The organism is Glutamicibacter sp. 0426, from assembly GCF_001906485.1.
GTDB classification, from domain to species: domain Bacteria; phylum Actinomycetota; class Actinomycetes; order Actinomycetales; family Micrococcaceae; genus Glutamicibacter; species Glutamicibacter nicotianae.
In genome coordinates this window covers 476,966-499,184 of record NZ_MPBI01000003.1, presented here as the reverse complement: position 1 = coordinate 499,184, position 22,219 = coordinate 476,966, and the positions used below count along the sequence as shown (strand labels likewise).

18 protein-coding genes are annotated in these 22,219 nt (G+C 56.8%); 9 read left to right on the top strand and 9 right to left on the bottom strand.

Going from position 1 to position 22,219, the window contains the following annotated elements:
• Window positions 1–192: 192 nt before the first annotated feature.
• The 4 genes from BKX98_RS10615 to dnaA all read right to left on the bottom strand — a co-directional run bounded on the left by BKX98_RS10615 (window position 193) and on the right by dnaA (window position 4,994).
• Window positions 193–750, bottom strand: a complete 558-nt coding sequence (locus tag BKX98_RS10615; protein WP_073707185.1) for a DUF721 domain-containing protein — start codon at window positions 748–750, stop codon at window positions 193–195.
• On the bottom strand, window positions 743–1,906 hold the full coding sequence (recF, locus tag BKX98_RS10610; RefSeq protein WP_038992737.1) for a DNA replication/repair protein RecF: 1,164 nt from the start codon (window positions 1,904–1,906) through the stop codon (window positions 743–745). Before recF ends, BKX98_RS10615 begins: the two co-directional genes overlap by 8 nt.
• 57 nt (window positions 1,907–1,963) lie before the next feature.
• Window positions 1,964–3,091, bottom strand: a complete 1,128-nt coding sequence (gene dnaN, locus BKX98_RS10605; RefSeq protein ID WP_038992738.1) for a DNA polymerase III subunit beta — start codon at window positions 3,089–3,091, stop codon at window positions 1,964–1,966.
• A 466-nt stretch (window positions 3,092–3,557) separates the two neighbouring features.
• Window positions 3,558–4,994, bottom strand: a complete 1,437-nt coding sequence (gene dnaA / locus BKX98_RS10600) for a chromosomal replication initiator protein DnaA (RefSeq protein WP_038992740.1) — start codon at window positions 4,992–4,994, stop codon at window positions 3,558–3,560.
• Between the two features lie 516 nt (window positions 4,995–5,510).
• On the opposite strand from dnaA, the gene rpmH reads away from it, so the two are divergent.
• The 9 genes from rpmH (at window position 5,511) to BKX98_RS16855 (ending at window position 15,836) form a co-directional block, all read left to right on the top strand.
• Entirely contained in the window at window positions 5,511–5,648 is a 138-nt protein-coding gene (gene rpmH, locus BKX98_RS10595) for a 50S ribosomal protein L34 (RefSeq protein ID WP_073707184.1), read from the top strand.
• 64 nt (window positions 5,649–5,712) lie between these two features.
• Window positions 5,713–6,066: a ribonuclease P protein component gene (rnpA, locus tag BKX98_RS10590; RefSeq protein ID WP_073707183.1), complete on the top strand. Its 354-nt coding sequence runs from the start codon at window positions 5,713–5,715 to the stop codon at window positions 6,064–6,066.
• Entirely contained in the window at window positions 6,066–6,443 is a 378-nt protein-coding gene (gene yidD, locus BKX98_RS10585) for a membrane protein insertion efficiency factor YidD (protein WP_038992741.1), read from the top strand. The genes rnpA and yidD overlap by 1 nt, the downstream gene beginning before the upstream one ends.
• A complete protein-coding gene (yidC, locus tag BKX98_RS10580) occupies window positions 6,443–7,417 on the top strand; it encodes a membrane protein insertase YidC (protein WP_038992743.1) in 975 nt (324 codons plus the stop codon). The genes yidD and yidC overlap by 1 nt, the downstream gene beginning before the upstream one ends.
• A 2-nt stretch (window positions 7,418–7,419) precedes the next feature.
• A complete protein-coding gene (locus BKX98_RS10575; RefSeq protein ID WP_038992744.1) occupies window positions 7,420–7,947 on the top strand; it encodes a R3H domain-containing nucleic acid-binding protein in 528 nt (175 codons plus the stop codon).
• 46 nt (window positions 7,948–7,993) lie between these two features.
• On the top strand, window positions 7,994–8,635 hold the full coding sequence (gene rsmG / locus BKX98_RS10570) for a 16S rRNA (guanine(527)-N(7))-methyltransferase RsmG (RefSeq protein ID WP_073707182.1): 642 nt from the start codon (window positions 7,994–7,996) through the stop codon (window positions 8,633–8,635).
• Window positions 8,636–8,811: 176 nt separating this feature from the next.
• Window positions 8,812–9,735, top strand: a complete 924-nt coding sequence (locus BKX98_RS10565; protein WP_073707181.1) for a ParA family protein — start codon at window positions 8,812–8,814, stop codon at window positions 9,733–9,735.
• A 197-nt stretch (window positions 9,736–9,932) separates the two neighbouring features.
• Window positions 9,933–11,126 (top strand): ParB/RepB/Spo0J family partition protein, encoded by a 1,194-nt coding sequence (locus BKX98_RS10560; protein ID WP_038992747.1) that lies wholly within the window; start codon window positions 9,933–9,935, stop codon window positions 11,124–11,126.
• 4,518 nt (window positions 11,127–15,644) lie between these two features.
• Window positions 15,645–15,836: a hypothetical protein gene (locus BKX98_RS16855; RefSeq protein ID WP_143181092.1), complete on the top strand. Its 192-nt coding sequence runs from the start codon at window positions 15,645–15,647 to the stop codon at window positions 15,834–15,836.
• 920 nt (window positions 15,837–16,756) lie between these two features.
• Here the strand turns inward: BKX98_RS16855 and trxA are convergent.
• From trxA to BKX98_RS10530, 5 genes are all read right to left on the bottom strand, one after another.
• Window positions 16,757–17,080, bottom strand: a complete 324-nt coding sequence (trxA, locus tag BKX98_RS10550) for a thioredoxin (RefSeq protein ID WP_038992752.1) — start codon at window positions 17,078–17,080, stop codon at window positions 16,757–16,759.
• A 28-nt stretch (window positions 17,081–17,108) separates the two neighbouring features.
• A complete protein-coding gene (gene trxB, locus BKX98_RS10545; RefSeq protein WP_066142780.1) occupies window positions 17,109–18,074 on the bottom strand; it encodes a thioredoxin-disulfide reductase in 966 nt (321 codons plus the stop codon).
• Window positions 18,075–18,174: 100 nt separating this feature from the next.
• Window positions 18,175–19,764, bottom strand: a complete 1,590-nt coding sequence (locus BKX98_RS10540; protein ID WP_143181091.1) for a hypothetical protein — start codon at window positions 19,762–19,764, stop codon at window positions 18,175–18,177.
• A 126-nt stretch (window positions 19,765–19,890) separates the two neighbouring features.
• On the bottom strand, window positions 19,891–21,648 hold the full coding sequence (murJ, locus tag BKX98_RS10535) for a murein biosynthesis integral membrane protein MurJ (protein ID WP_223308844.1): 1,758 nt from the start codon (window positions 21,646–21,648) through the stop codon (window positions 19,891–19,893).
• Window positions 21,632–22,171: an NUDIX domain-containing protein gene (locus tag BKX98_RS10530; RefSeq protein ID WP_073707178.1), complete on the bottom strand. Its 540-nt coding sequence runs from the start codon at window positions 22,169–22,171 to the stop codon at window positions 21,632–21,634. Before BKX98_RS10530 ends, murJ begins: the two co-directional genes overlap by 17 nt.
• Window positions 22,172–22,219 lie beyond the last annotated feature (48 nt).

The window sequence follows — 22,219 nt, the reverse complement described above, 5'->3', positions numbered from 1 at the left end:
CGGGCCTTGCCCGCAACGGAGTCAATTCACTACCTCTAATTCTACCGCGTAGACCAAAATAAACGGTGACTTTGAGGCCTAAATCGCCCACCAAAAGCTGGTAATTGACGTTCTGAGGCAGTTGCGGCGATCAAGTGAGGGGGGATCCAGCCTCCGGGTCCGTGAGTGCGCCATATGCCATGCCAGCAATTTCTATCCGTAGGTGTCGCGCGGCCCCCGGCCGGCCACCGAACGCATGCCGTGGCGCCAGGAGGGAGCGTTGGGACCCAGCACCTTGAGCACGGTGACGATCCCGGGCCCCAGCTCGGCATCGAATTTCTTCAGGATGTCGTGGGTGAGCAGGCGCATCTGTGCTGCTCGCGCTGTCGTATCGCAGCGCATCACCACCACGGTGTCCTCGAAGGATTCAGGTTTGCAGTGCTTCGCGTTCTCCACGCCGATGATGTCCTCCCAGCGTCCGAGCACCGAGCCCACAGCGACCTGGGTGTTCCAGCCGCGCGACTTGGACAGCCGGGAGACCACTTCGCCAATGGCGCGCGGGTCGCGAACCGCTCCCTCGGCAGATTCCGGCCTTTCCTCGGCGAATCCGCGGCGGGCGGCCTTGCGCTTGCGCGCCCTTTCCATGCGGGCGGCATCGATGCGCCGCTCGCCGCGTTCCTCGGCGAGCTTGCGCATGCGGTTGAGCAGCGCCTTGGCCGCATCGATCTCTGGATCGAAGCGGTGTTCATCTCGTTCCGATGGCTCATGCATCGACAACCTGGCCAGGTGAAACCTGGAAGAAATGTCCCTTCAGCGCTTCGGGGACATCTTCCACAACGGCGGCGGTCACCAGCACCTGCTCGGCTCCGGCAACGATGTGCGCCAAGCGATCACGGCGGGTGGTGTCGAGCTCGGCAAAGACATCATCCAGGATCAGGATGGGGCCTGATCCAGGACGCGGATCGTCATCGCCGAAAACACGGTAGGCGGCCAGGCGCAAGGCCAAGGCAAAGGACCAGGTTTCCCCGTGCGAGGCATAGCCCTTGGCAGGAGTTGGACCCAGGATCAGGGTCAGATCGTCGCGGTGCGGTCCGAACAGCGAAATTCCGCGGTCGACTTCACGGCTGCGATTCGCTTCGATGGCGTTCAGCAGCAGTTCCTGGATCTCTTCTTGCTCCAGGGACTCAAGATCATCCGCTGGCAGGCTGTTCTCGTCGAGTTCGCCCTCGAGCGAGGAACGGTAGATGGCGCGCGCTTCCTTGGCGCCATCTGCCAGATCTGCGTAGGCGGCCTGCATGTACGGGCGGATCAAGGCCAAGACGTCCAGGCGTCCGCGCATCAGCCGAGCGCCGGCCAATGCCAGTTGCAGATCCCAGGCCTTGAGCGTGTTCTCCTGCGAGGGGCTCAGGGTGGACTTGCCGCGAATGGACTTGAGCAGGGCATTGCGCTGCTTCACGATGCGCTCGTAGTCGTTCTTGGTGCCGGCCTCCACCGGGCGCAGGGTTACCAGAAGCTCGTCCAGGAACTTGCGGCGGTTGGACGGATCGCCCTTGATGAGAGCCAAGTCCTCGGGGGCGAAGAGTACAGTGCGCACCATGCCAAGGATCTCCCGTGCGCGAACCGGGTTAGCCCGGTTGATGCGCGCCCGGTTGATCTTGCCGCTGGTGATCTCGACCTCGAGCACCGTGGTCTGCGGGCCATGATGCACAGTGCCCCGGATCAGCGCGCGCTCGGAACCGAAATTCAGCAGGGGCGCGTCATTGCTGACTCGATGCGACGAAAGATTGGCCAGATAGCCGATGGACTCAACGATATTGGTCTTGCCGACCCCGTTGGGGCCGATCAAGACGTTGATCCCCGGGGCTAGGTGCACGTCGGCCTGCGCATACGAGCGGAAGCTCGTGAGTGAAAGCTGCGATATATACACCGGGGTCCTGACAGAAACGAGGTGGCTGATGGCCGGAGCCATCGACCACGAATTGGCTTAGTTCGAGTTTGGCAATCGAACCGGCATCACGAGGTAGCGATACTGGTCCTGGTCTTCCTCATCCAGCTTCTTCTGTCCGGTCAGCATGGCCGGCTTCGGAGCACTGGTGAAGGAGAAGCGCACGAAATCGGTGTTGAAGGAGTTCAGGCCCTCGGACAGGAAAGTCGGGTTGAAGGCAACCACGATGTCTTCGCCGCGAAGCGAGGCAACGATGGCTTCTTCAGCCTGCGCGTCTTCGCCGGTGCCAGCATCCAAGGTCAGCTGGCCATCGGTGAAGGCCATGCGAACTGGGGTATTGCGTTCGGCGACTACCGATACGCGGCGTACAGCCTCCATCAGCTCGCTGGTGCGGACGGTTGCATGAATTGGCGTATCGCTCGGGAACAGCGAGCGGATCTTCGGGTATTCGCCGTTGATCAGCAGCGAGGTGGTCCGGCGGTTGGAGCTTTCGAAGCCAACCATCTCACCGTTCTCGCTCATGGCAAGCTTCAGTTCGCCGGAGCTCGAGAGAGTCTTGGCAACTTCGCTGAGCGTCTTCGCCTTGATCAGGAAGGACGTCGAGATTTCTGCCTGGATCGGGGTCCAGTTGAGTTCACGCAGAGCCAGACGGTAGCGGTCCGTGGCCAAGAAGGTGATCAGATCATTTTCGATCTCAACCTTGATGCCGGTGAGTACCGGCAAGGTGTCGTCCTTGGAAGCGGCGACAATAACCTGCGAAACAGCTTCGGAGAATGCCTGGCCATCGATGGTGCCGGCGATAGCTGGGAGTTCAGGCAGGGTTGGGTATTCGTCTACTGGCATGGTGGCCAAGTGGAATCGTGAACGGCCGCAGGTCAGCGAGATTTTCGAGCCATCGGTTTCCAGGGTGACGGTGGAGTTGGGCAGAGAGCGGGTAATTTCTGCCAAGAGCTTGCCGGATACCAGGATCGAGCCCTGCTCGGAAATATCTGCAGGGATCTCGATATGCGAGGAAATCTCATAGTCGAATCCCTCGAGGCGAACAAGGCCTTCGTGGGTCGTGATGAGGATGCCTGCCAAAACAGGTGATGGTGGTCGCTGCGCCAGGGACCGGGCAGTCCAGGATACGGCGTCCGCCAATACATCCTTTTCAACGCTGAACTTCACGAAAAATCCGCCTTTCGGAACCCATAAGTCTTAAGTCAGGCCAAGAAGGTAGTTCCCTCGCCAAGTTCTTAAGCATAGAGCAGGTAGTTGCACGTTCTATCCATCTAATCTTGCCACGCCCTGATAGCGCAACGTCAGCTCAGTGAACGAAGTGTGGACGATGCAACAAAAAATCTGTTCTGCACAAGTTTTGGCTCGAGGGTGAACAGTGGACTCGTTATTTGGAGGATTAAGGATTTAAAGGAGAAGTGTTAATAACCCTTGTGGATACTGTGGATAAGGCCCATTACCCTAGATCTTCCGGCAATTGTGCATGTGAACAATCTGTGGTTGAACGTGAGACTCGGTTTCATCAACTTGTTGATACTCAGTTTCACGATTTTTAACATCCACATGGTTCGTGAACTTATCCGCAATCCTTCACCAGATCATCCACAGTTTTATCCACACCTGTGATTTCTCTGCTTCAGTGCTCCCGCTGGCTCTGCTTAATTCTGTTTGTCAGCTCGGTGACCTGATTGAATATCGCTCGACGCTCAGCCATCAGTTCGCGGATCTTGCGATCGGCATGAATTACGGTGGTGTGGTCGCGGCCGCCCAGTTCTGCACCAATCTTCGGCAATGACATGTCGGTCAGCTCACGCAGCAAGTACATGGCGATCTGGCGTGCGGTGACCAAAGTACGAGTACGGGATTTGCTGTTCAGCTCATCAATGCTCAGCCCGAAGTACTCGGCGGTCTGCTTGATGATGGTCGACGGCGTAATTTCTTGTGCGCCGTCTTCGCTGATCAAGTCCTTGAGCACGGTTTCGGCCAAGGCCAGGTCCACCGGCTGGTTATTCAGCGACGCGAAAGCGGTGACGCGGATCAGCGCACCTTCGAGCTCGCGGATGTTCGTGGAAATGCGTGAAGCGATGTACTCCATGACGTCGCTTGGCGCCGAAAGGTTCTCGGCGTCCGCCTTCTTACGCAGAATTGCGATACGGGTCTCGAGCTCTGGCGGCTGGATATCGGTCAGCAGGCCCCACTCGAAGCGCGAACGCATGCGATCTTCGAAGCCCTGCAGCTGCTTGGGAGGCAGATCCGAGGTGATGACCACCTGCTTGTTGTGGTTATGCAGCGCATTGAAGGTGTGGAAGAACTCTTCCTGGGTAGCATCCTTGTTGGCCAAGAACTGGATGTCGTCGATGAGCAGAATATCGACGTTGCGGTACGTCTGCTTGAAGCTTGCACCCTCGTCGTCGCGGATCGAGTTGATGAAATCGTTGGTGAACTCTTCAGAATTCACGTAGCGCACGCGGATGCCTTTGTAGAGATGGCGTGCGTAGTGCCCGATGGCGTGCAGCAGGTGGGTCTTGCCCAGACCGGAATCGCCGTAGATGAACAGCGGGTTGTAGGCCTTGGCCGGCGCTTCGGCAACAGCGACGGCTGCCGCATGGGCAAAGCGGTTCGACGAACCGATCACGAAGGTATCGAAGATGTACTTCGGGTTCAGGCGGCCGAACTCCTGAGAGTTCGATGGCGGAGTCGGCTGCGGTGCCGGCTGCGGGCGAGGACCAGGAGTCTCGACAACCGCCGGAGCGGACGGCGCAGCAGGCTTGGCCTCAGGCTCCTCTTCTTCCAGCTCATCCGACAGCGAGAGATCAACGCTGACGGCGCAGCGGATATCATCCTGGAATACTTCCCGCAATGCGTCATCCAGCGGCTCGCGCAACTGGGTCTGCAGAATATCTCGCGTGAGGTCATTGGGCACCGCAACCAAGAGCGTGGTGCCGATGAGACCTTGCGGTTTAGCCAGCGATACGAAGGCGCGGTAACGCGCCTTGACCCGGTCATCATCTTCGATCTTCCGGATGACTTGGCGCCAAGAGCTACCAATGCTATTGGTCTCGTCGCTGCTCACTAAGGGCGCCCCGCTTCCGTTCGAATGCAATCTTGGTCACAAGAATCCCGTTCCCAGGCTTCCTAAACGTCGTTTTTTGGACCACGTCTGCATTGATTCTATCCATCATCCACACAGTTATGCACAGCTGCGTGGAAAATCAGGGTGTTATTACTGTGGAAAACAGGTTTTCCCATGAAATCAAGCGTTTTTCGTCGCGAGATGACTAGCTGTTTTGTGGAAATATGTGAAGTTTCTTTCGTTATGCACAGCCGTAATCCACAACTTTGAGGTAGATTATTCACAGGCTGGCACCCGAGCAGGGGAGCCGGGGCTAAAGTTGCGCGCCAATTTGACCCAGGGCGCATATTTTTCTATTGTTATTCAGTCCTATGCGCACCTTTTTGCGACTTGCTCATTTTGGAAGAGCCCGCGAGAAAGCGCATTTTATAAGAAAACACGAGCGTCATCCTGTTGTTATCGAGCTAGCTGGTCAACGGGTAGTACGCATCATCTAAATCGTTTTGGAGTGTCACCGTGAGCAAGCGGACTTTTCAGCCTAACAACCGCCGTCGTTCGAAGAAGCACGGCTTCCGCCTTCGTATGCGTACCCGTGCAGGTCGTGCCATCCTTTCGGCACGTCGCGGCAAGGGTCGCGCCGAGCTGTCCGCATAAATTTGCGAAGCAGCTCTTGGCAGCATGATTTCAACGAGCTCAGCTAAAGAGCAACGCGAAACAGATGTTGCCTAAGAATCAGCGACTGCGCCTAGCGCAAGACCTTACAGCCACTGTACGTTCCGGTGTCCGAAGCGGACGCCGGAACGTCGTGCTATATGCACGCCCCCGAGTAACCGAAGAGTTCCTCGGCGACAGGTTTGGATTCATTGTTTCCAAGGCTGTAGGTATTGCCGTTAAAAGGAATCTCACCAAACGACGAATGCGAGAGATCGCCCATGAGCTTCGGCGCGTGGACGGGAATGTCGATTTCGTCTTCCGTGCACTTCCTGGCTCTGCCGAACTCTCCTGGGAAGAACTCAACGCCCAGATCAGTTCAGCCTTCTCCGCTGTTTTGCGCAAGATCGAGGCGCGCTGATGCGCAAGGATTCAGCTCCGCGTACCGGTTTGCTGTGGTTCATCATCGATATCCCACGCAACATCGTAATCGGGTTGCTCAAGACTTACCGAAAAATCATCTCGCCGCTGTACGGCGATGTATGCCGATACTTTCCTAGCTGTTCTGCCTATGGGCTCGAAGCGGTGACTCAGCACGGTGTTGTCAAAGGCGCCGGCTTGATCACTTGGCGGATCCTCCGGTGCAATCCGTGGTCCCACGGAGGCGTCGACCACGTTCCTGAGGGACCGAGGATTTGGCCAGAAGGCAAACTGCCGAGGATCATAGTTCTGAATCATCCTGTGATTCCCGACGATGAAGACGCCGCGGAAAGCGGCCGCAAGGAGCTCGACCACTGATGAACAACTTCCTAGACACGATACTGACTCCGTTTACATACGTAGTCTCGTGGGTTCTGTGGGCCTTCCACGAACTGTTCACCGCGATTGGAATGAACGCGGATTCAGGTGTTACCTGGACCCTGTCGATCATCTTCCTCGTGCTGCTGATCCGTACATTGCTGATCCCAGTCTTCGTCAAGCAGATTAAGTCCCAGCGCGCGATGCAGGCACTGCAGCCTGACCTTCGCAAGCTGCAGGCAAAGTACAAGGGCAAGACCGACCAGCTTTCGCGTCAGGCCATGGTGCAGGAACAGCAGGCGCTGTTCAAGAAGCATAAGACCAACCCGCTGTCTTCCTGCCTGCCTCTGCTCGTGCAGATGCCATTCTTCTTCGCACTGTTCCGCGTACTGAATGAAGCATCGCGCGCTAGCGATGATGGCCGTTCAATCGGCGCACTGTCCGCTGAGCACATCCGCAGCTTCGACGGTTCCACCATCCTGGGTGCACCACTGTCCGAGACCTTCTTGGGCACCATCAACTCCGGCGCTATTAACTGGGCCGTCATCATCGTTGCCGTCGTCATGATCCTTGCCATGACCGCATCGCAGTTCTTCACCCAGCGCCAGCTGATGACCAAGAATATGAGCCAGGAAGCCCTGCAGGGCCCATTCATGCAGCAGCAGAAGATGATGCTGTACATCCTGCCTCTGGTCTTCGGCATCGGTGGCATCAACTTCCCAATCGGTGTGCTGATCTACTGGACCGCATCGAACCTGTGGACCCTGGGCCAGCAGTTCTGGGTTATCCGCAACAACCCAACCCCTGGCTCGGAAGCGGAGCGCGAGCTCAACGCCCGCCGTGCCGCCAAGGGCCTGCCTCCAGTAGGCATGAAGAAGGAAGACGCTGACGCCGCTGCAGCAGCCGCAGCGGAGCAGCGGGCAAAGGGCCAGCGTCATCAGCCGCAGCGCAAGAACCGTCGAAAGAAGAAGTAGCCATGACTGCAACTGAGAATATCGACGCGCCCGACCTGGAAAACCAGATCGATGACGATCAGGAAGTTCTGGACGAAGGGGACGTCGCAGCCGACTACCTTGAAGAGCTTCTGGATATCGCTGATCTGGACGGCGACATCGACATCGAAATCCGTGGCGGACGTACCTACATTTCGATCCTTACCGAGGACGATGACGCGTCGCTGGAAAGCCTGGTTGGCAAGGATGGCGAAGTCCTCGACGCGCTGCAGGAACTCACCCGGCTCGCAGTGCTGACTGCGACCGGTGAGCGTTCGCGCCTGATCCTGGACATTGCCGGCTACCGTGCAGAGCGTGCAGATCTGCTGCGCAAGATTGCTGAGGACGCCATTGCCTCGGTTCGCGAAACTGGCGAGAAGGTCCATCTGGATCCGATGAGCGCCTACGAGCGCAAGCTCGTGCACGACGTCATCGCAGATGCTGGACTGCACTCGGAATCCGAGGGCGAATCGACCCGACGCCATATCGTCATCTCGGTACTGGACAGCTAAGAACCATCACGCGTCCGCGCGCTGATCGACCTAAGGACCAACGACAATGACTGAGGACCTCAGCCTTACTGCAGAAGAGACCGTGGCTGCCGAGAAGATTTTCGGTGACCGCTTGGATCTTGCCAAGCGCTATGTAGAGCATCTGGCGACCTCTGGCATTGAGCGCGGGCTGTTGGGTCCGCGCGAAGTACCCCGTCTGTGGTCCCGCCACGTGCTCAACTGCGCAGTGATCGAAGAGGTTATGGACAAGGATGCCGAGGTAGCCGACGTAGGCTCCGGCGCAGGCCTTCCAGGGCTTTGCTTGGCAATTGCCCGCCCGGACCTCAAGCTGACTCTGATTGAGCCACTGGAGCGCCGCTGCATCTGGCTTTCCGAGGTAATTGAGGATCTGGGTCTGACCAACGTCACCGTAATGCGTGGCCGTGCAGAGCAGATGGTTGACGTGGTCAACGCACGCTATGTCACGGCCCGCGCCGTATCCGCATTGACCAACTTGGCCGGACTGACCATTCCACTGCTGCACGGTCAAGGCGAGCTGATTGCGATCAAGGGGCGCTCGGCTGCCGAGGAAATCGCCAAGGCAACTAAGGCCATCCGCAAATTCGGTGGCAAGGAAACCGAAGTGCTTACTGTGGGCGAAACCATCCTTGCAGAACCAACAACGGTGGTTCGCATCAAGGTTGGCTAAGGTTGACGCGATAGTCTGTTAAATAGTTATAGAAGTGAAATGGCTTTTATCCTCGTGCATTCGAGGATGAAGCCATTTCGCAATCTGCATGACTTGTTTTGAATGTTTCACGTGAAACATTATCGGTGCACGCTATGAGTATTAGGCGCACCACTTCACGAGGAGGAGTTTTACCTTTGTCTAAGACTAAGGATTCATCGGATAGCGCGTTTGATTTCAACGACTCGTCCTCGCCCCTGGCTACTCAAATAGCTAGTGAACATCGTCGTCGCGAAGCTTTGGAGGCCCGTAAGGTGCCAACGCCCGAGAAGACCCGCTATTTCACGATTTCCAACCAGAAGGGCGGCGTCGGCAAGACGACGACCACCGTAAACCTTGCAGCCGCTCTGGCCAAGGGGGGACTGAACGTCCTGGTGATCGACATCGATCCGCAGGGCAACGCTTCAACCGCGCTGGGTATCGAGCATCATGCTGAGGTGGACAGCATTTACGATGTGCTAATCAACGACCTTCCATTGTCTGATGTCGTAGCTACATGCCCAGACCTGCCAACCTTGCAGGTCGCTCCTGCGACGATTCACTTGGCTGGTGCAGAGATCGAATTGGTTTCTCTGGTAGCTCGTGAACAGCGCCTGCAGCGCGCCTTGGACGACTACGCTCGGACTCGCCAGCGCGAGGGACTGCCTCGCCTGGACTATGTCTTCATCGACTGTCCACCGAGCTTGGGCCTGTTGACCGTCAATGCCTTCGTTGCCGCTCGTGAGGTTCTCATCCCTATCCAGTGCGAGTACTACGCGCTGGAAGGTCTGAGTCAGCTGCTTAAGAACATCGAGATGATCCAGAAGCACCTGAACTCCAAGCTGACAGTCTCGACGATTTTGCTGACCATGTATGACGGTCGCACTAATCTTGCTGCACAGGTAGCTAACGAAGTTCGGGAGCACTTCCCGGAGCAGGTGCTCAAGGCTGTCATTCCGCGTTCGGTGCGAATTTCTGAAGCTCCGAGCTATCAGCAAACCGTTATTACCTATGACCCGAACTCGACCGGCGCCCTGTCGTACTCCGAAGCAGCCCTAGAGATGGCTGAGCGGGGCGCGTAGGCCCGTAGAAGGGCATTTCCCCCCCCTAGAGTCGTTTACCTTAGGTTTTAGTTTGTTTCAGACGTGACACCGTGGCTGATAACTAACACTCATTGCGAAAGCCGTGGGTGACGCACTGTGCGCATCCCCGGTTCGATGCCAATAAACAGTAGACTAGTCTCGGGCTGAAATTTCGGATGAAAGGGCGTGCGAAAAACATGGCAGACAAGAAGCGGGGCTTGGGTAGGGGACTAGGTGCCCTCATTTCCAGCTCGCCGGCGACCGCAGCTCCAGAGGAGAAGCAGGATGTTTCACGTGAAACATCGCCCGCAGAGCCTGTCGCAGAAGCATCGAGGCCACGGGCAGCACGTCCAGTCGATATGTTCTTCGAACCGGGACGCAAGTCCTCAACGCCGAAGGCACCAACTACTGCTGCTAAGCCGGCAAAGCGTGCTCGAGCTACGATGCCTGGCTTGAACACAACTCTTGGGACGAAGAGTTCTCCTGTGCGCGAGGATGATGCATCGGCCGAGAAGTCAGCACCTAAGAAGAGTCAGCCGAAGCCTGACACCCCAGACTCTTCGGATCTAGTTGAAGTTCCTGGAGCGCAGTTCGCTGAACTCGACGTCAAGCTCATCCACCCGAATCGCAAGCAACCGCGAACCAACTTCGACCAAGAGCACATGGATGAGCTCATCCATTCCATCCGTGAAATTGGACTGCTTCAGCCTATCGTTGTCCGTCCTTCGCGCGAGAAGGATGACGCCCCATACGAACTGGTCATGGGTGAACGTCGTTGGCGAGCAACGCAGGCCGCTGGCCTGGCGACCATCCCGGCGATCATTCGGGACACGCAAGACACCGATTTGTTACGCGATGCGCTGCTCGAGAACTTGCACCGCTCGCAGCTCAATCCGCTGGAAGAGGCTGCTGCTTACCAACAGCTTTTAGAAGAGTTCAACTGCACGCAGGAAGTGCTTTCCGAACGAATTGGCCGGTCACGTTCGCAGATTTCCAACACGATCCGTTTGATGAAGCTCCCTCCTCTCGTTCAACGTCGCGTTGCAGCGGGGGTTCTCTCGGCCGGCCATGCACGGGCCTTGCTTGGACTGTCCAACAACGAAGTCATTGAACAGTTGGCCCAGCGGATCATCAACGAGGGTCTGTCTGTGCGGGCGACTGAAGAGGCAGTTGCCCTGAGCGATGATAAGCCGCGCAAGCCAGCCAAGAAGGCGCGCGAGACCCAGCGTAATGAGCGTTTGGACTTCTTGGCGACATCGCTTGCGGACCGCTTGGACACTAACGTCAAGATTCAACTTGGCAGCCGCAAGGGCAAGGTCAGTATCGAGTTCGCTTCGGTCGATGATCTGAACCGCATCATGCAGGTTATCGATCCGACAATGAACTCGTAATTAGATAGAGAAGGCGCATGTTTCACGTGAAACATGCGCCTTCTCTATCTCCAAAACGCTGTTTCACGTGAAACAAGTATTGGGGAGCGGTGGCCAGTATTTAGGAAGGTTGAAGGAGAGGTTGGCCAGCGGATGTTGTCACTGCATTAGAATCTCTCGGGACGTGCAACCCTGAAGGCTGGATGCAATGACTTCTTTCGGCCCGAAGAATCAGTACCACGCGAAGACCCAGGCTTTGCGCCAAGTGCATCTCAGTTTGTGTCCACGCCTCCCCAAGGGCCTTCATCGGAGTTGCAACGAAAAACCTCTCGCAACTGACGATGCACCGATCGACACCTGGTGCGTTTCCAAGGAGTTGCAGGAGGAGCAGAGAACCGTCATGAGCCTTTGGGGGAGTGCTCGGGAAGAGTAGTGCACCGAACTCGACTGGGGCACCATCCGCACCTCGTCACCCCGAAGCAAAACCGTCTAAATGTTCCTGTCTGCCGGACGCTCAAGAAGGTCAGGTCTTGCTGACATGGCGTACCTGGTTCATGGTTGATTCTGTAGCCCTATGCACCTTAACTGCTGGACTGCGACCCCGACTTGGAGGCTGATCACTAGGCAAGGGTTCGCTCACGAACAGGATGGGCGCTCCAAGCAAAGACATACGTTAAAAGGGTAGTGACCATCAAGCCACAGAGTGAATGCATGTCCTTCAGCCGAGAGAACCTGATCGTCCCTTACGCGGGAAAGTCTCAGAATTCTTGACGGAGGTGCCATATCCCGAATGGCTCAATAGTGAATATTCGTGGCTTTGAGAGCCGCTAGAATTCTCGTCCAGAGCCACCGGCCAGCCATAACCGACTCACGGCTGCCTTATGCGAAGGCAGAGCTCCACGTAAAGTATCGGCTGAACGGCAGGCAGGCTTCAAATAGATCCTCAGAGCCTGTTGCCCGGCGACGATGCTCGTGCGAGGCCATGGAAGCTCCTAGCCAGCCTAATTCGATGCTGACGTTTTGTCATCAACGTCGGAGGTGACCATGAGTTGGAGTAAGCAGCGTTCGTAGGACGTAAAGAAGCTGTTCTAGCCCAGGTTGGGCATCGCGCCTTCTTGTTAGTTGCAGTCGGGAAGAGTAGTTGAAGGACCTGCTCGTCGCTCAGCTTCTCGAGGTCCTTCCAGCTACGAGGACGATATCTGCGGCATTGAAGTCTTCGCCTACGCTGTCGTGAAAGATGCCTTGCGTGGATGCGATGGCGCAGTCTGGCAGACTCTCAGCGCGAGCTGGATTAGTCGCATGACTTCGAACTTTCGTACATTGAAAAAGGTTCTGTCCACCATACAGTCGGTTGCGTGGTGGGAGCAGCTTATAGGGGGTGGCTTTGACGAAAAATATTCGGTGGCAATGAGAGACAACGGCGGCGTTTCTCTCTGGTGACTCTAGATCGGAATTGTAGAGGCCCCCAAGATTCAGATGATCAGTTTTCTGCGGATCTATGATTCGAGTGAAACTGTCCTATGGAATAGAACGAAAATGTCGATCAGACTGTGCTCGATGAGAAGTTGCTGTGTCGGTCGGTAGGGAGACTACTCCTTCATTCACTGGATCATGCAAAGATAATAAGTTCGCTGCGACTGATTTCCAGTACTCGATCCAGACTCTAGGATTTGATGACTCCACCCGGAATAGGCGTGGTCTTCTAATGCAGCCTTGAAATGATTAGCGTCGATCACGAATCTGTCTAGGCCTAAACATTGGACTGATGCATTGTTTACTCTAACGACAAACACCAGTCCGGTGTTGCAACCGCCGTGAGGTCGCTGTTCGAATAGTCAGCCTGATAGCCATGCCATAAGAGCAGATGATGAACCGACTTATGAAACGAGGAAAAGAATTTCTCTCGGGCATCTTCGCTGTTAGTCCGCTTACGTCATGATTCATGAGAATAAGTTTCACGTGAAACATAGACCCTCCCTCAGGCGGTTCGATCGATATACCCTTGGCTGTGACTGTTGGCCAGGGCTCTGAAGAATCCTATCGAGCAATCAACATGCCGCACCCATCCACGGATCTGCAGGAACTGCAACGTGGACGAGTGATATTCGGTGGCCGTAGTCTGGCTTGCTTGGATTTCTACGTTCGCCTCGGAACAGAGCGAATTGGCAGAGTCCAGCAACGAGCGGTTTGCAGACCTGATCAGGAGACGATCTAGACTTTCAAGAGTTGCTGTGAGCCGGACGCAATCCATTCATGGCCATAGTGGGCATTAGTCGGAGATTCTTATCCACGCTACGTCCTTGAATGGCTTCGTTTCGATGGCTGTCACTCATTTGTATTCGAATCAGCTTTCAGGACATCGACTTCAAGCTTTTCGGTTGCTGTACATGACTGAATCTGGTGAGTACATTCTGCCGGATAGGGGAATGGCATGAACCGGACCCGCAATCTAATGGGCGAGCAGTGTTCTTGAAGTCGTGATGAATAATTGAACCTTTGGAGCCACAAAAGAGTTCCGGTTCAGAGCCGCCCGTTACTATGCTTCTGCGCCTCTGAGAATTAGCGCCTGGAGTCACCATTCCGTTCTGACAGGATCACCGCTACCTCATATCGCGACTGGGCTCTTCGAAAGGGAACATCTTGAACAGCAGGCAGATGACAAATGGATACACTGTGGACCGTTGGGCTTTGAAAGGGGGAGTGTAGGGTCATGATGGCTTCTGGCCGTCAGTCTCTATGGTTATGCGTGCTTTGTGCTCAACTCTGGACTTGTCCAAGTCTACGAGTAAATGATGATGGTATGAGGATCAGAACTTGTTGTAGCCCTTGAATGCGGTTCGATGGTCCTGTCCTGTCGTACGTAGTCGTCGTGCAAAGCTTGAGGTAAGCGCCAGCCTAACCTAGATCCGTATGGTCGAGGCTCCAGTACGGTTGGGTGAACACGTTTAGAGTTGGTTGCGGTCAAGGAATTGCAATTAGTAGCGCTTTTGCCGCTCTTGTCCTGAAGGCGCGCTCAGCTTTGTAAGGAGGCGCCGCCTACTTCTATGACTCTGCTGCGGGAGATGCGTCGGGTGTGGACGTGAAGAATCGTCCCGACTAAGCCTCGGCGTAAAGCTGGGGCATGAGCGTCATTCGCGCGTGCCGTTGAACATGGCTTGTTCTGCGAGAAAGTCTGTTGCACTGACCGGGAGTTTATACAGGGTTATTTGGAGGGATAGTGTTTGGTAGCTCCGAGTGACAATAATGGAGTACCCCTCGGGCGACTCTGAGTTGGAAGAGCGGTGGCTTCCATAATGGCTACATACTCACTTAGACTCAGGCTGAAGACAGCCGCTTTTTGGCACCGTTTCACGTGAAACATTAATCGATGAACCATACAGGACTTTCGAGACTAACCGCTGGAAACGTGTTTCACGTGAAACAAGGAGAACCACCTAAACGACACCTCGTTTCCAACGCCATGCCCAATGGAATGACCACGCAAGTCACTGGAAGTTCCGTTCAGGCTGGAATGGCGAATGATCTCAGGTAAATGATCATAGGGGTGGATGTCCTGGCGATAGCCGAGTTGCCAATAACTAGAACTGCATAGGCAGATCGGAAGAGACAACGGGAGCAACTATCCGATGTTCGACGTACGCGGACAGTATTCCGTGTAGGGCGCGCAATCAATGAATCTGGACGTATAACCAGAACGTAATCCCGACCAGCACGCATGGTCTGCCGAGGGGTCCCGCGCGCTTCATTCGTATGTTCTTGTCTCTAACAGGGGTACGTCCGATGAGCGTCAAGTGCAGTCATGGAGTGTGATGATCAAACCGCATCTGTAAGCGCTACGAGCACCAGAAGCGCCACTGAGAGCCTTCCATCTACCACTCCGAGTGACCAAGAGGTTCCGTAGGCTCCTAGATCGCTACACGAGCCCACAGAGGCTTTGCTGAGAAGAGCAGCGCACTGCTGGCCCAGAACAGGGTCAACTGAGCGACAATAGCGTTGGGTCTGTGGCTGTAGACGCTTTGATTTGCGCTGATTTTCCGAGACAGTGGACGCGTACCGCAGGCCTATTTGCACGCCCACGTCATCGAGAGAGAACTAAGTCAAGTGAGCCCGTCTCTGCCGTCACGCAGCTATGTCGTCACTTGTCCGTGGATCCAGATGAATATTAGAAGCTTTGAGAGCCACCAGTATTGCCGCTCAGGGCCACCCATTATTCTTGTTCAGAGCCACCAGCCGGCCGGGGTAGTCCGACTGCTTGTACTGCGTGCAGAAAATGGGGATGCTCTGTCTCACTGTTGCTCCATGAGCACGATAATAGAACGCGAAATTTCCACGCTGGGTGGTTCCAAAAGCCACTGATCGAGCATCAGGACACTGTAAATTGATGCCCAATGCCCTGGCGACGTCCTCGGTGGATCGGTTGCTGCGTCAGGCGCACATTTGCCAGACCAGCGGTGAGTCTTTTCGGTTGACGCAGGTGTTGGCTGGTGCTGGGGTGAGTTCCTTGATGTAGCCCCTCTCAGCACGGGCAGACTGCTGTGCATGACGGCTGATACCACATTGGCTGATTATGGGCAGCAGGCAGTTTTGCTGACCCTTAATGGGCATTATTCGTGGCCGCCGGTGGGCAGAAACTCATGCCCCTTCACAGAGGGGTTTATACAGGGTGGCTCTGAAGGAGAAAATCAGGTGGCTCTGATCGAGAATAACGGCGTTTTCAGCTGGTGGCTCTGAACGGCAATATTGGTGGCCCTCAAAGAGTCAAATATTCAATTCAGAGTCTTTGGCGTGGTCGGCGCAGACACGGCGCATCAACGGCTGGGGCGTCGAGTCTAGAACCAGTTCCCTCATGCGTGAATGATCCGGTCTGATTGGTCAAACAGGATTCTGCGACCGTTGCGGACTGGGAACAGGTGTTGGCAGATCTGCTCGTGGCTCAGGTCGTTGAGCACCTACCAACGGAGCCAGATGGTGCCTCGGGTTTTGAAGAGTGTAGCTCCACAGCGCCGGAGTTTCCTTGCAAAGACTCTGCCGCCGGTCCTGATGGATCCCCTGCTCTGGATACAGGAAAGGTCGACGCACTCCGGGGCAGCTAATACATTCAAGAGCCCGGCTCGATAGCTCAGGCTGTCGCATGATGGAAAGATCCTTTACAAAGGCGACACTGAACGGCATTATCCTGCTCTCTCAAAGAAAAGACTGCTGCATGCGTTTTTAAATCCGCATGCAGCTGCCACTCCTTGAAAGTCGGAGGCGAAGCATTCGGGATCGAGAGCTGGCCGACGGGTAGTCCCTGCAACGCAGAGCAGGTTGCAAAATGCACCGGAACAAACAGCACTGAATCACCGACGCAGGCCTCGAACTTGGCGAGCCATTATCCGAGCAGAAAGTGCGAGCTCGACTCATCGAAACCAAGTATTGATGCATTAAGTCTTAGAATGGTACCAAGAATCAAAAAACAAGGTATAAATATTGATATTTCAACGTTAATCGTCAAAACGTCTTCAAATCAAAGAACAGCCCTCATCTGGGCTGGGGTCAGGGCTGGAACTTACCCCGGAATGGGAGAACTAGCAAGATTTTCACAAGGCATCGGTTAAAACAGGAGTGGAGACCTACCTTGCGGTTGGTCTCCACTCCAATGACGTATCGACTTACAGGTATTCTGCGAAGTCCTTCTCGATGACAGCCTTTGGCTTGGCACCGATGGAAGTGGCAACATGCTCGCCACCCTTGAACACGTACACGGCAGGGATGCTGGTGATGCCGTACTTGGCGGCAATTGCCTGGTTCTCATCGACGTTGACCTTCACGACGTCGACCTTCGCAGCGTGCTCTTCTGCGATCTGATCCAGGATCGGACCGAGCTGGCGGCAAGGGCCGCACCATTCAGCCCAGAAATCGACGATGACTGGCTTTTCGGCATCCAGGACATCAGCCTGGAAGGTTGCTTCAGTTACTGCTTTTGCGTTGCTCATGAGAGACAACCCCTTTCTGAGAAATCTGTTAGGCGGTAGCGAGGGTTTCGGAAACGTTGGCCAGGTAGTGCTCCACGTCCTGGGCCGCGGCGCAGCCCGAACCGGCTGCGGTGATGGCCTGGCGGTAGGTGGAGTCGATCACGTCGCCGGCAGCGAAGACACCTGGCAGCGAGGTCTTGGAAGAGCGGCCTTCAACGGCGATGGTGCCTTCGGAAGTCAGCTCAAGCTGGTCCTTGACCAGATCCACGCGAGGGTCGTTGCCGATGGCTACGAAGATGCCGGTGACATCCACGGTGGTTTCCTCGCCGCTGGTGCGGTTCTTCACAACCAGGCCCTCGACCTTCTCTGCGCCGTTGATGCCGACGACTTCCGAGTCCCAGATGAACTCGATCTTCTCGTGGGCCAAGGCGCGGTCGGCCATGATCTTCGAGGCGCGCAGTTCGTTGCGGCGGTGCACCACGATGACCTTGGAAGCGAACTTTGTCAGGAACAGTGCTTCTTCCATGGCCGAGTCGCCACCGCCGATCACGGCGATGGTCTGCTCGCGGAAGAAGAACCCGTCGCAGGTGGCGCACCAGGAGACGCCATGGCCGGAGAGGCGCTTTTCATCTTCCAGACCCAGCTCGCGGTAGGCAGAGCCCGTGGAGACGATGACAGCACGGGCACGGTAGACGGTGCCGTCGGCCAGGGACAGCGTCTTGATTTCGCCCTCGAGGTTCATTTCCGTGACGTCATCGAAGAGGATCTCGGCGCCGAAGCGTTCGGCCTGCTTCTGCATGTTGTCCATCAGATCAGGGCCCATGATGCCCTCGGGGAAGCCCGGGAAGTTTTCCACGTCGGTGGTGTTCATCAGTTCGCCGCCGGCGGTGACTGAGCCTGCGATGACTAGTGGGTTCAGATTCGCACGGGCAGTATAAACCGCGGCGGTGTAACCGGCCGGACCGGAGCCGACAATGATGACGTCGCGGATTTCGTCGTTCTGTGCTGAAGTCACGGGGGTAGAACCCTTTCGTTCTAATAATGCGAGGTGGGTAGCAAGGTCTAACCTCACTATCCACCTCAACGCATTGCTTTCGTAAAAAATTCCGCTTCTATTACTTGGCGGAGAATTCACCGATCTGCAGACCGAATGGCCGCGAATCGTTGCCACCGGATGCCTTGCGAGGCAGCTCGGTGATGTCCAGGAATACGTGGGATCCTTCCATGTAGTCCTTGTCGTCGCCCTTGACAGTTACCGATACCGAAGGGCCGGAGAATGAGCCCTTGGCTACCGACTTGGCATCGCCCAGATCGTCGGAGTCGCCGACGAGGATCTCGTAATTGCCGCCGGTGCCGTTCAGGCCCTCGAGGTTGACCTCGGAGATCTTGGACTTCTCGTCCAATGCCAGGATGAAGACCATGTTGGAAGCGAAGCCGCCAAAATCAGCTGTGGTGTACGAGTAGGTGGCGTAGGTGCTCGACGCGTTGCCGTCGATCATCTGGCCCAGCTTGCCATCGGTTTCGGAATTCAGCTGCTGGTTGCCGGGAACGAGGCGGGACACGTCATCGACCTTCGGGGCAGGCAAGGACTCTTCGGTAGGTTCCTGTTCCTTCTCGGACTCAGAGGGCTTCTCCGAGGATTCCACGGCAGTTGGCGTCTCGCCCTCTGCGGTGGTGTTCTTGTCGCCACCTAGGAAGTTGAAGGCGAAGACCACGGCAACGACCAGCACGATCAGCAATACGGCGCCAACGAGCAGGCGAGTTCCCTTGGATCCGCTTTCTTCCTCTTCCTGCTCGTCGACCTGCGGGTCTTGGGCGGGAGCGTTCTTGGCTGCTGCCGGGAAGGTCGAGGCCTTAGGCGCGGCTGCGGCGGCACCTGCAGCAGCCGCTGCGCCTGTGCCGGCTGCAGCCGCTGCTGCTGCGCCCTTCTTCTTTGCAGGCTTTTCTTCTTCCTTGGCCGGCTCTTCCTTGGCAGGCTTGGCCGGGGTGTTGCCCTTGGACTGCGCTGCGGCGGCTAGCGCCGCGGTTGCGGTGACGTTAGGTTCGTCGTCGTCCAGACGGGTGACCTTCGGCTTGTCTTCGGCCGTTGGATTTTCAGCAGGGGCAACCGGGGTGGCGACGGTGTCGGGAACCTGTTCGTTCGGCGCGGTCTGGTCGAACTGCTCCTCTTCAGGCTGTTCCTGGTTCTTCTTGCCGAAGCGGTTCTTCAGCCCCGCGAAGCCCCCAGCCAGGGCGGAACCGATCTTGCCTTGATGTTCTGGTTCGTCCTCGTATTGCAGCTGCTCGTAGTACTCGTTGTCGTCTTCGTAGGTTTCGGGGACAGCCTGGCGGGACTCGCCAAAGATCTCGGTGCCCAGGGTATCGGTGAAGAACGGCTCAACGTATGGAGCGTCGTCGGTTTCCAGAACCAGGTCCAGCAGGTCCGAGGACCGCGCGGTATTGGCGACTAGGTAGGTCTGGTTGGAGTCGGTGATGCCCAGATCCAGCACCTGGACGTTCGATGCGCGCTCGCCCATGGCGATCTCGCGTGCGCTCGTTGCCAGCTGCGAGGAATTCTCGACGGAAGCCACCATGATGCTGACCGAGCGGTTCAGTACCTGGTCTACGCCACCGAGTACCAAGTCTCCTTCAGCTGATGAAAGGACACTCTCAGTTACCTGGTAGCGGCCGCTGAGGACAGAGCCGACATCGATTGGCTGCGACACGTGCATCTCCAAGGGGTTGAATTTGGTTCGGTGGCGGTCCACAGACCACCACCTGTCATGTTACCGGTCAGCTCCGGCTATTTGGTGCCTATTTGCCCAGAATCACTAGCAAGTTTCAGCGGATTTTCAGCGATTCAATCCCGGGATTCTGCGCAGGATCGGACCGAGGAACGACTGGAGCTCCGGAACCTTGGTCTTGTGCAGCAGGCCGATGAACACGATGCCCATCAGCAGGGCGACAACAGCCACCGAAATCAGCGCGCTGACTACTGAATCGTAGGCGAATCCGAAGCTGAATCCTCCCAGCAGCCAGAGCGCTACGCAGCCGACGATAGCCGACAGCGTAGCCATCCACCCGACTCGGATGTAGGTGTCGATGACCGAGGAAACATCGTAGCTGCCGTAGCGGCGCTTGATCAGATAATGGGTGCCGATGCAGGTCAGCACGTTGGTCAAGCCGTAGATGAAGGCAATGGCGGCGGCGATATGCAGCGGGTCAACCACGGCGGCCGCGGTGAACGCCAGGACCAAGCCGACCGCTGCCGTGGCCGATTGGATCAGCATCGGGGTGCGGGTATCTTCTTCCGCGTAGAAGACACGCAGCATGAAGAACTGCAGGGACTTGAACGGCAGGCCAAGCGCGGTGAGCACCAGCAGCTGCCCCAAAGCGCCCGCGGCCTGCGCCGCATGCTCGGAGCTGCCGGCAAACAGCCTGCCCAGCGGCCCGGCCAGCACGATGAAGACCAGCGTGCAGAACACGATGGGGATGGCGGTGGAGCGCATGCCCTGGTTCAGCAGCTGGCCGACATCCTTGCGGCGGTTCTCGGTGAACGCCCGGGCGAAGTCGTTGAACAGCACGGTGGCGACAGTCAGCGCGAATAGCGAATGCGGCAACACGGTGATCAGCTGCGAGGTGTTCAGCGCGTACTCGCCGGCGACCGAGGCGGCCTGTTCGGACGGCAGCTGCGCTCGAGCTGCCGTAGCGCCGGAGACGATCTTCGAGTAGGCGAGCGAGGAAAGATTGCCGATCACCATGGCCGCCAGCGTCCAGATTGCCAGCTTGCCCACATGGCGCAGGCCCATGCCGCGCCATTGGAAGTCCAGGGTCAGTTTCAACCCGGTCTTCTTCAACGGCCAGAACAGCACGACTGACTGCAGCACGATGCCCAAGGTGGCTCCGCCCGCCAGCCACATGGTCTTGATGCTGTTCCACTCCTGCATCGGGTCGCCCGACGAGTAGGCGCCGAAGGTCAGGATGAATGCGCCAATGACGATCAGCTGGATGACGTTGTTCACCGCCGGGGCCCACATGAACGCGGCGAATCGGCCGTTGGCGTTCAGCACCTGGCCCAGGACCGCGTAGAGCCCGTAGAAGAAGATCTGCGGCAGCGACCAGTAGGCAAATGCAGTTCCCAGCGCGATCATCGGCTCGGTCCAGTTACTGGTGAGCACCGTGATCAAGGGCCTGGCGCACAGCGTCAGGATCAAAGTCAGGATCCCCATGCCCACCACGGTCAGCGTGACCAGCTTGGACGTGTACGCGGCACCGCGATCCTTGGCCTTGGAAGCCTTGATCAGCTGCGGGATGAGCACGACATTGAAAATGCCGCCGGCCAAGAGCATGTAGATGATGGTGGGGATGACATTGGCTTTTTCAAAGATGTCGGCCACCGAGGTGACCGAACCAATGGCCATCGCCAGCAAGGCCGTGCGCACGAAGCCCAGCAGGCGGGAAACCATCGTGCCGGAAGCCATCAGGGCATAGATCTTGGAACGCGATCCTGCCGGTTGGGCTATCGGCTGCCGGGGAGGTTCGGCGACGATGTCCGTGGCTCCGGTGTTTGGCTGGTCGAAGCCGGCAGTTGGATTAGGAACCTGGGACATGCTTTGTAAGGACCTCGCGTGCCAGATCGGCGATCCGGCGCTCATTAGGGAAGGACAGGCGCTTGCCCAGGGAACCCAGCGGCACCCAGGCAACATCGACGGCTTCATGATCGGGATCATTCTCGATCGTCAGATGCCCGCCGGTAGCTTCCAGCAGAAAATGGTGCACGGTCTTGTGCACACGGTAATTCGTCACGGTGAACCAGTAATCGACCGAACCCAGCGGGGCGAGGATGCGTCCAGAAATGCCGGTCTCTTCCTCGATTTCGCGGATAGCCGCTTCCTCGTTGGTTTCCACGCCCTCCGGGTGGCCCTTGGGCAGGCACCATTCCAGCCGTCCGCCACGGTTGTAGCGGGCAATAATTGCCACTGGCAACTTGGGGTCGTCGAAGTCGATGACGATACCTCCGGAAGAGACTTCTTCCACGGTCGGCAAGCTCGTATGACCGCCAGTTGCCTGCGCGCGAGCCATTGACGCAGTCAATGGAGTGCGCTTCGGGGCAGACGGGATCGGTCGGTTCATAGAACCACTCTATCGAGAAAGTGCCGCTAGCCGCCTGATCGACGTGGA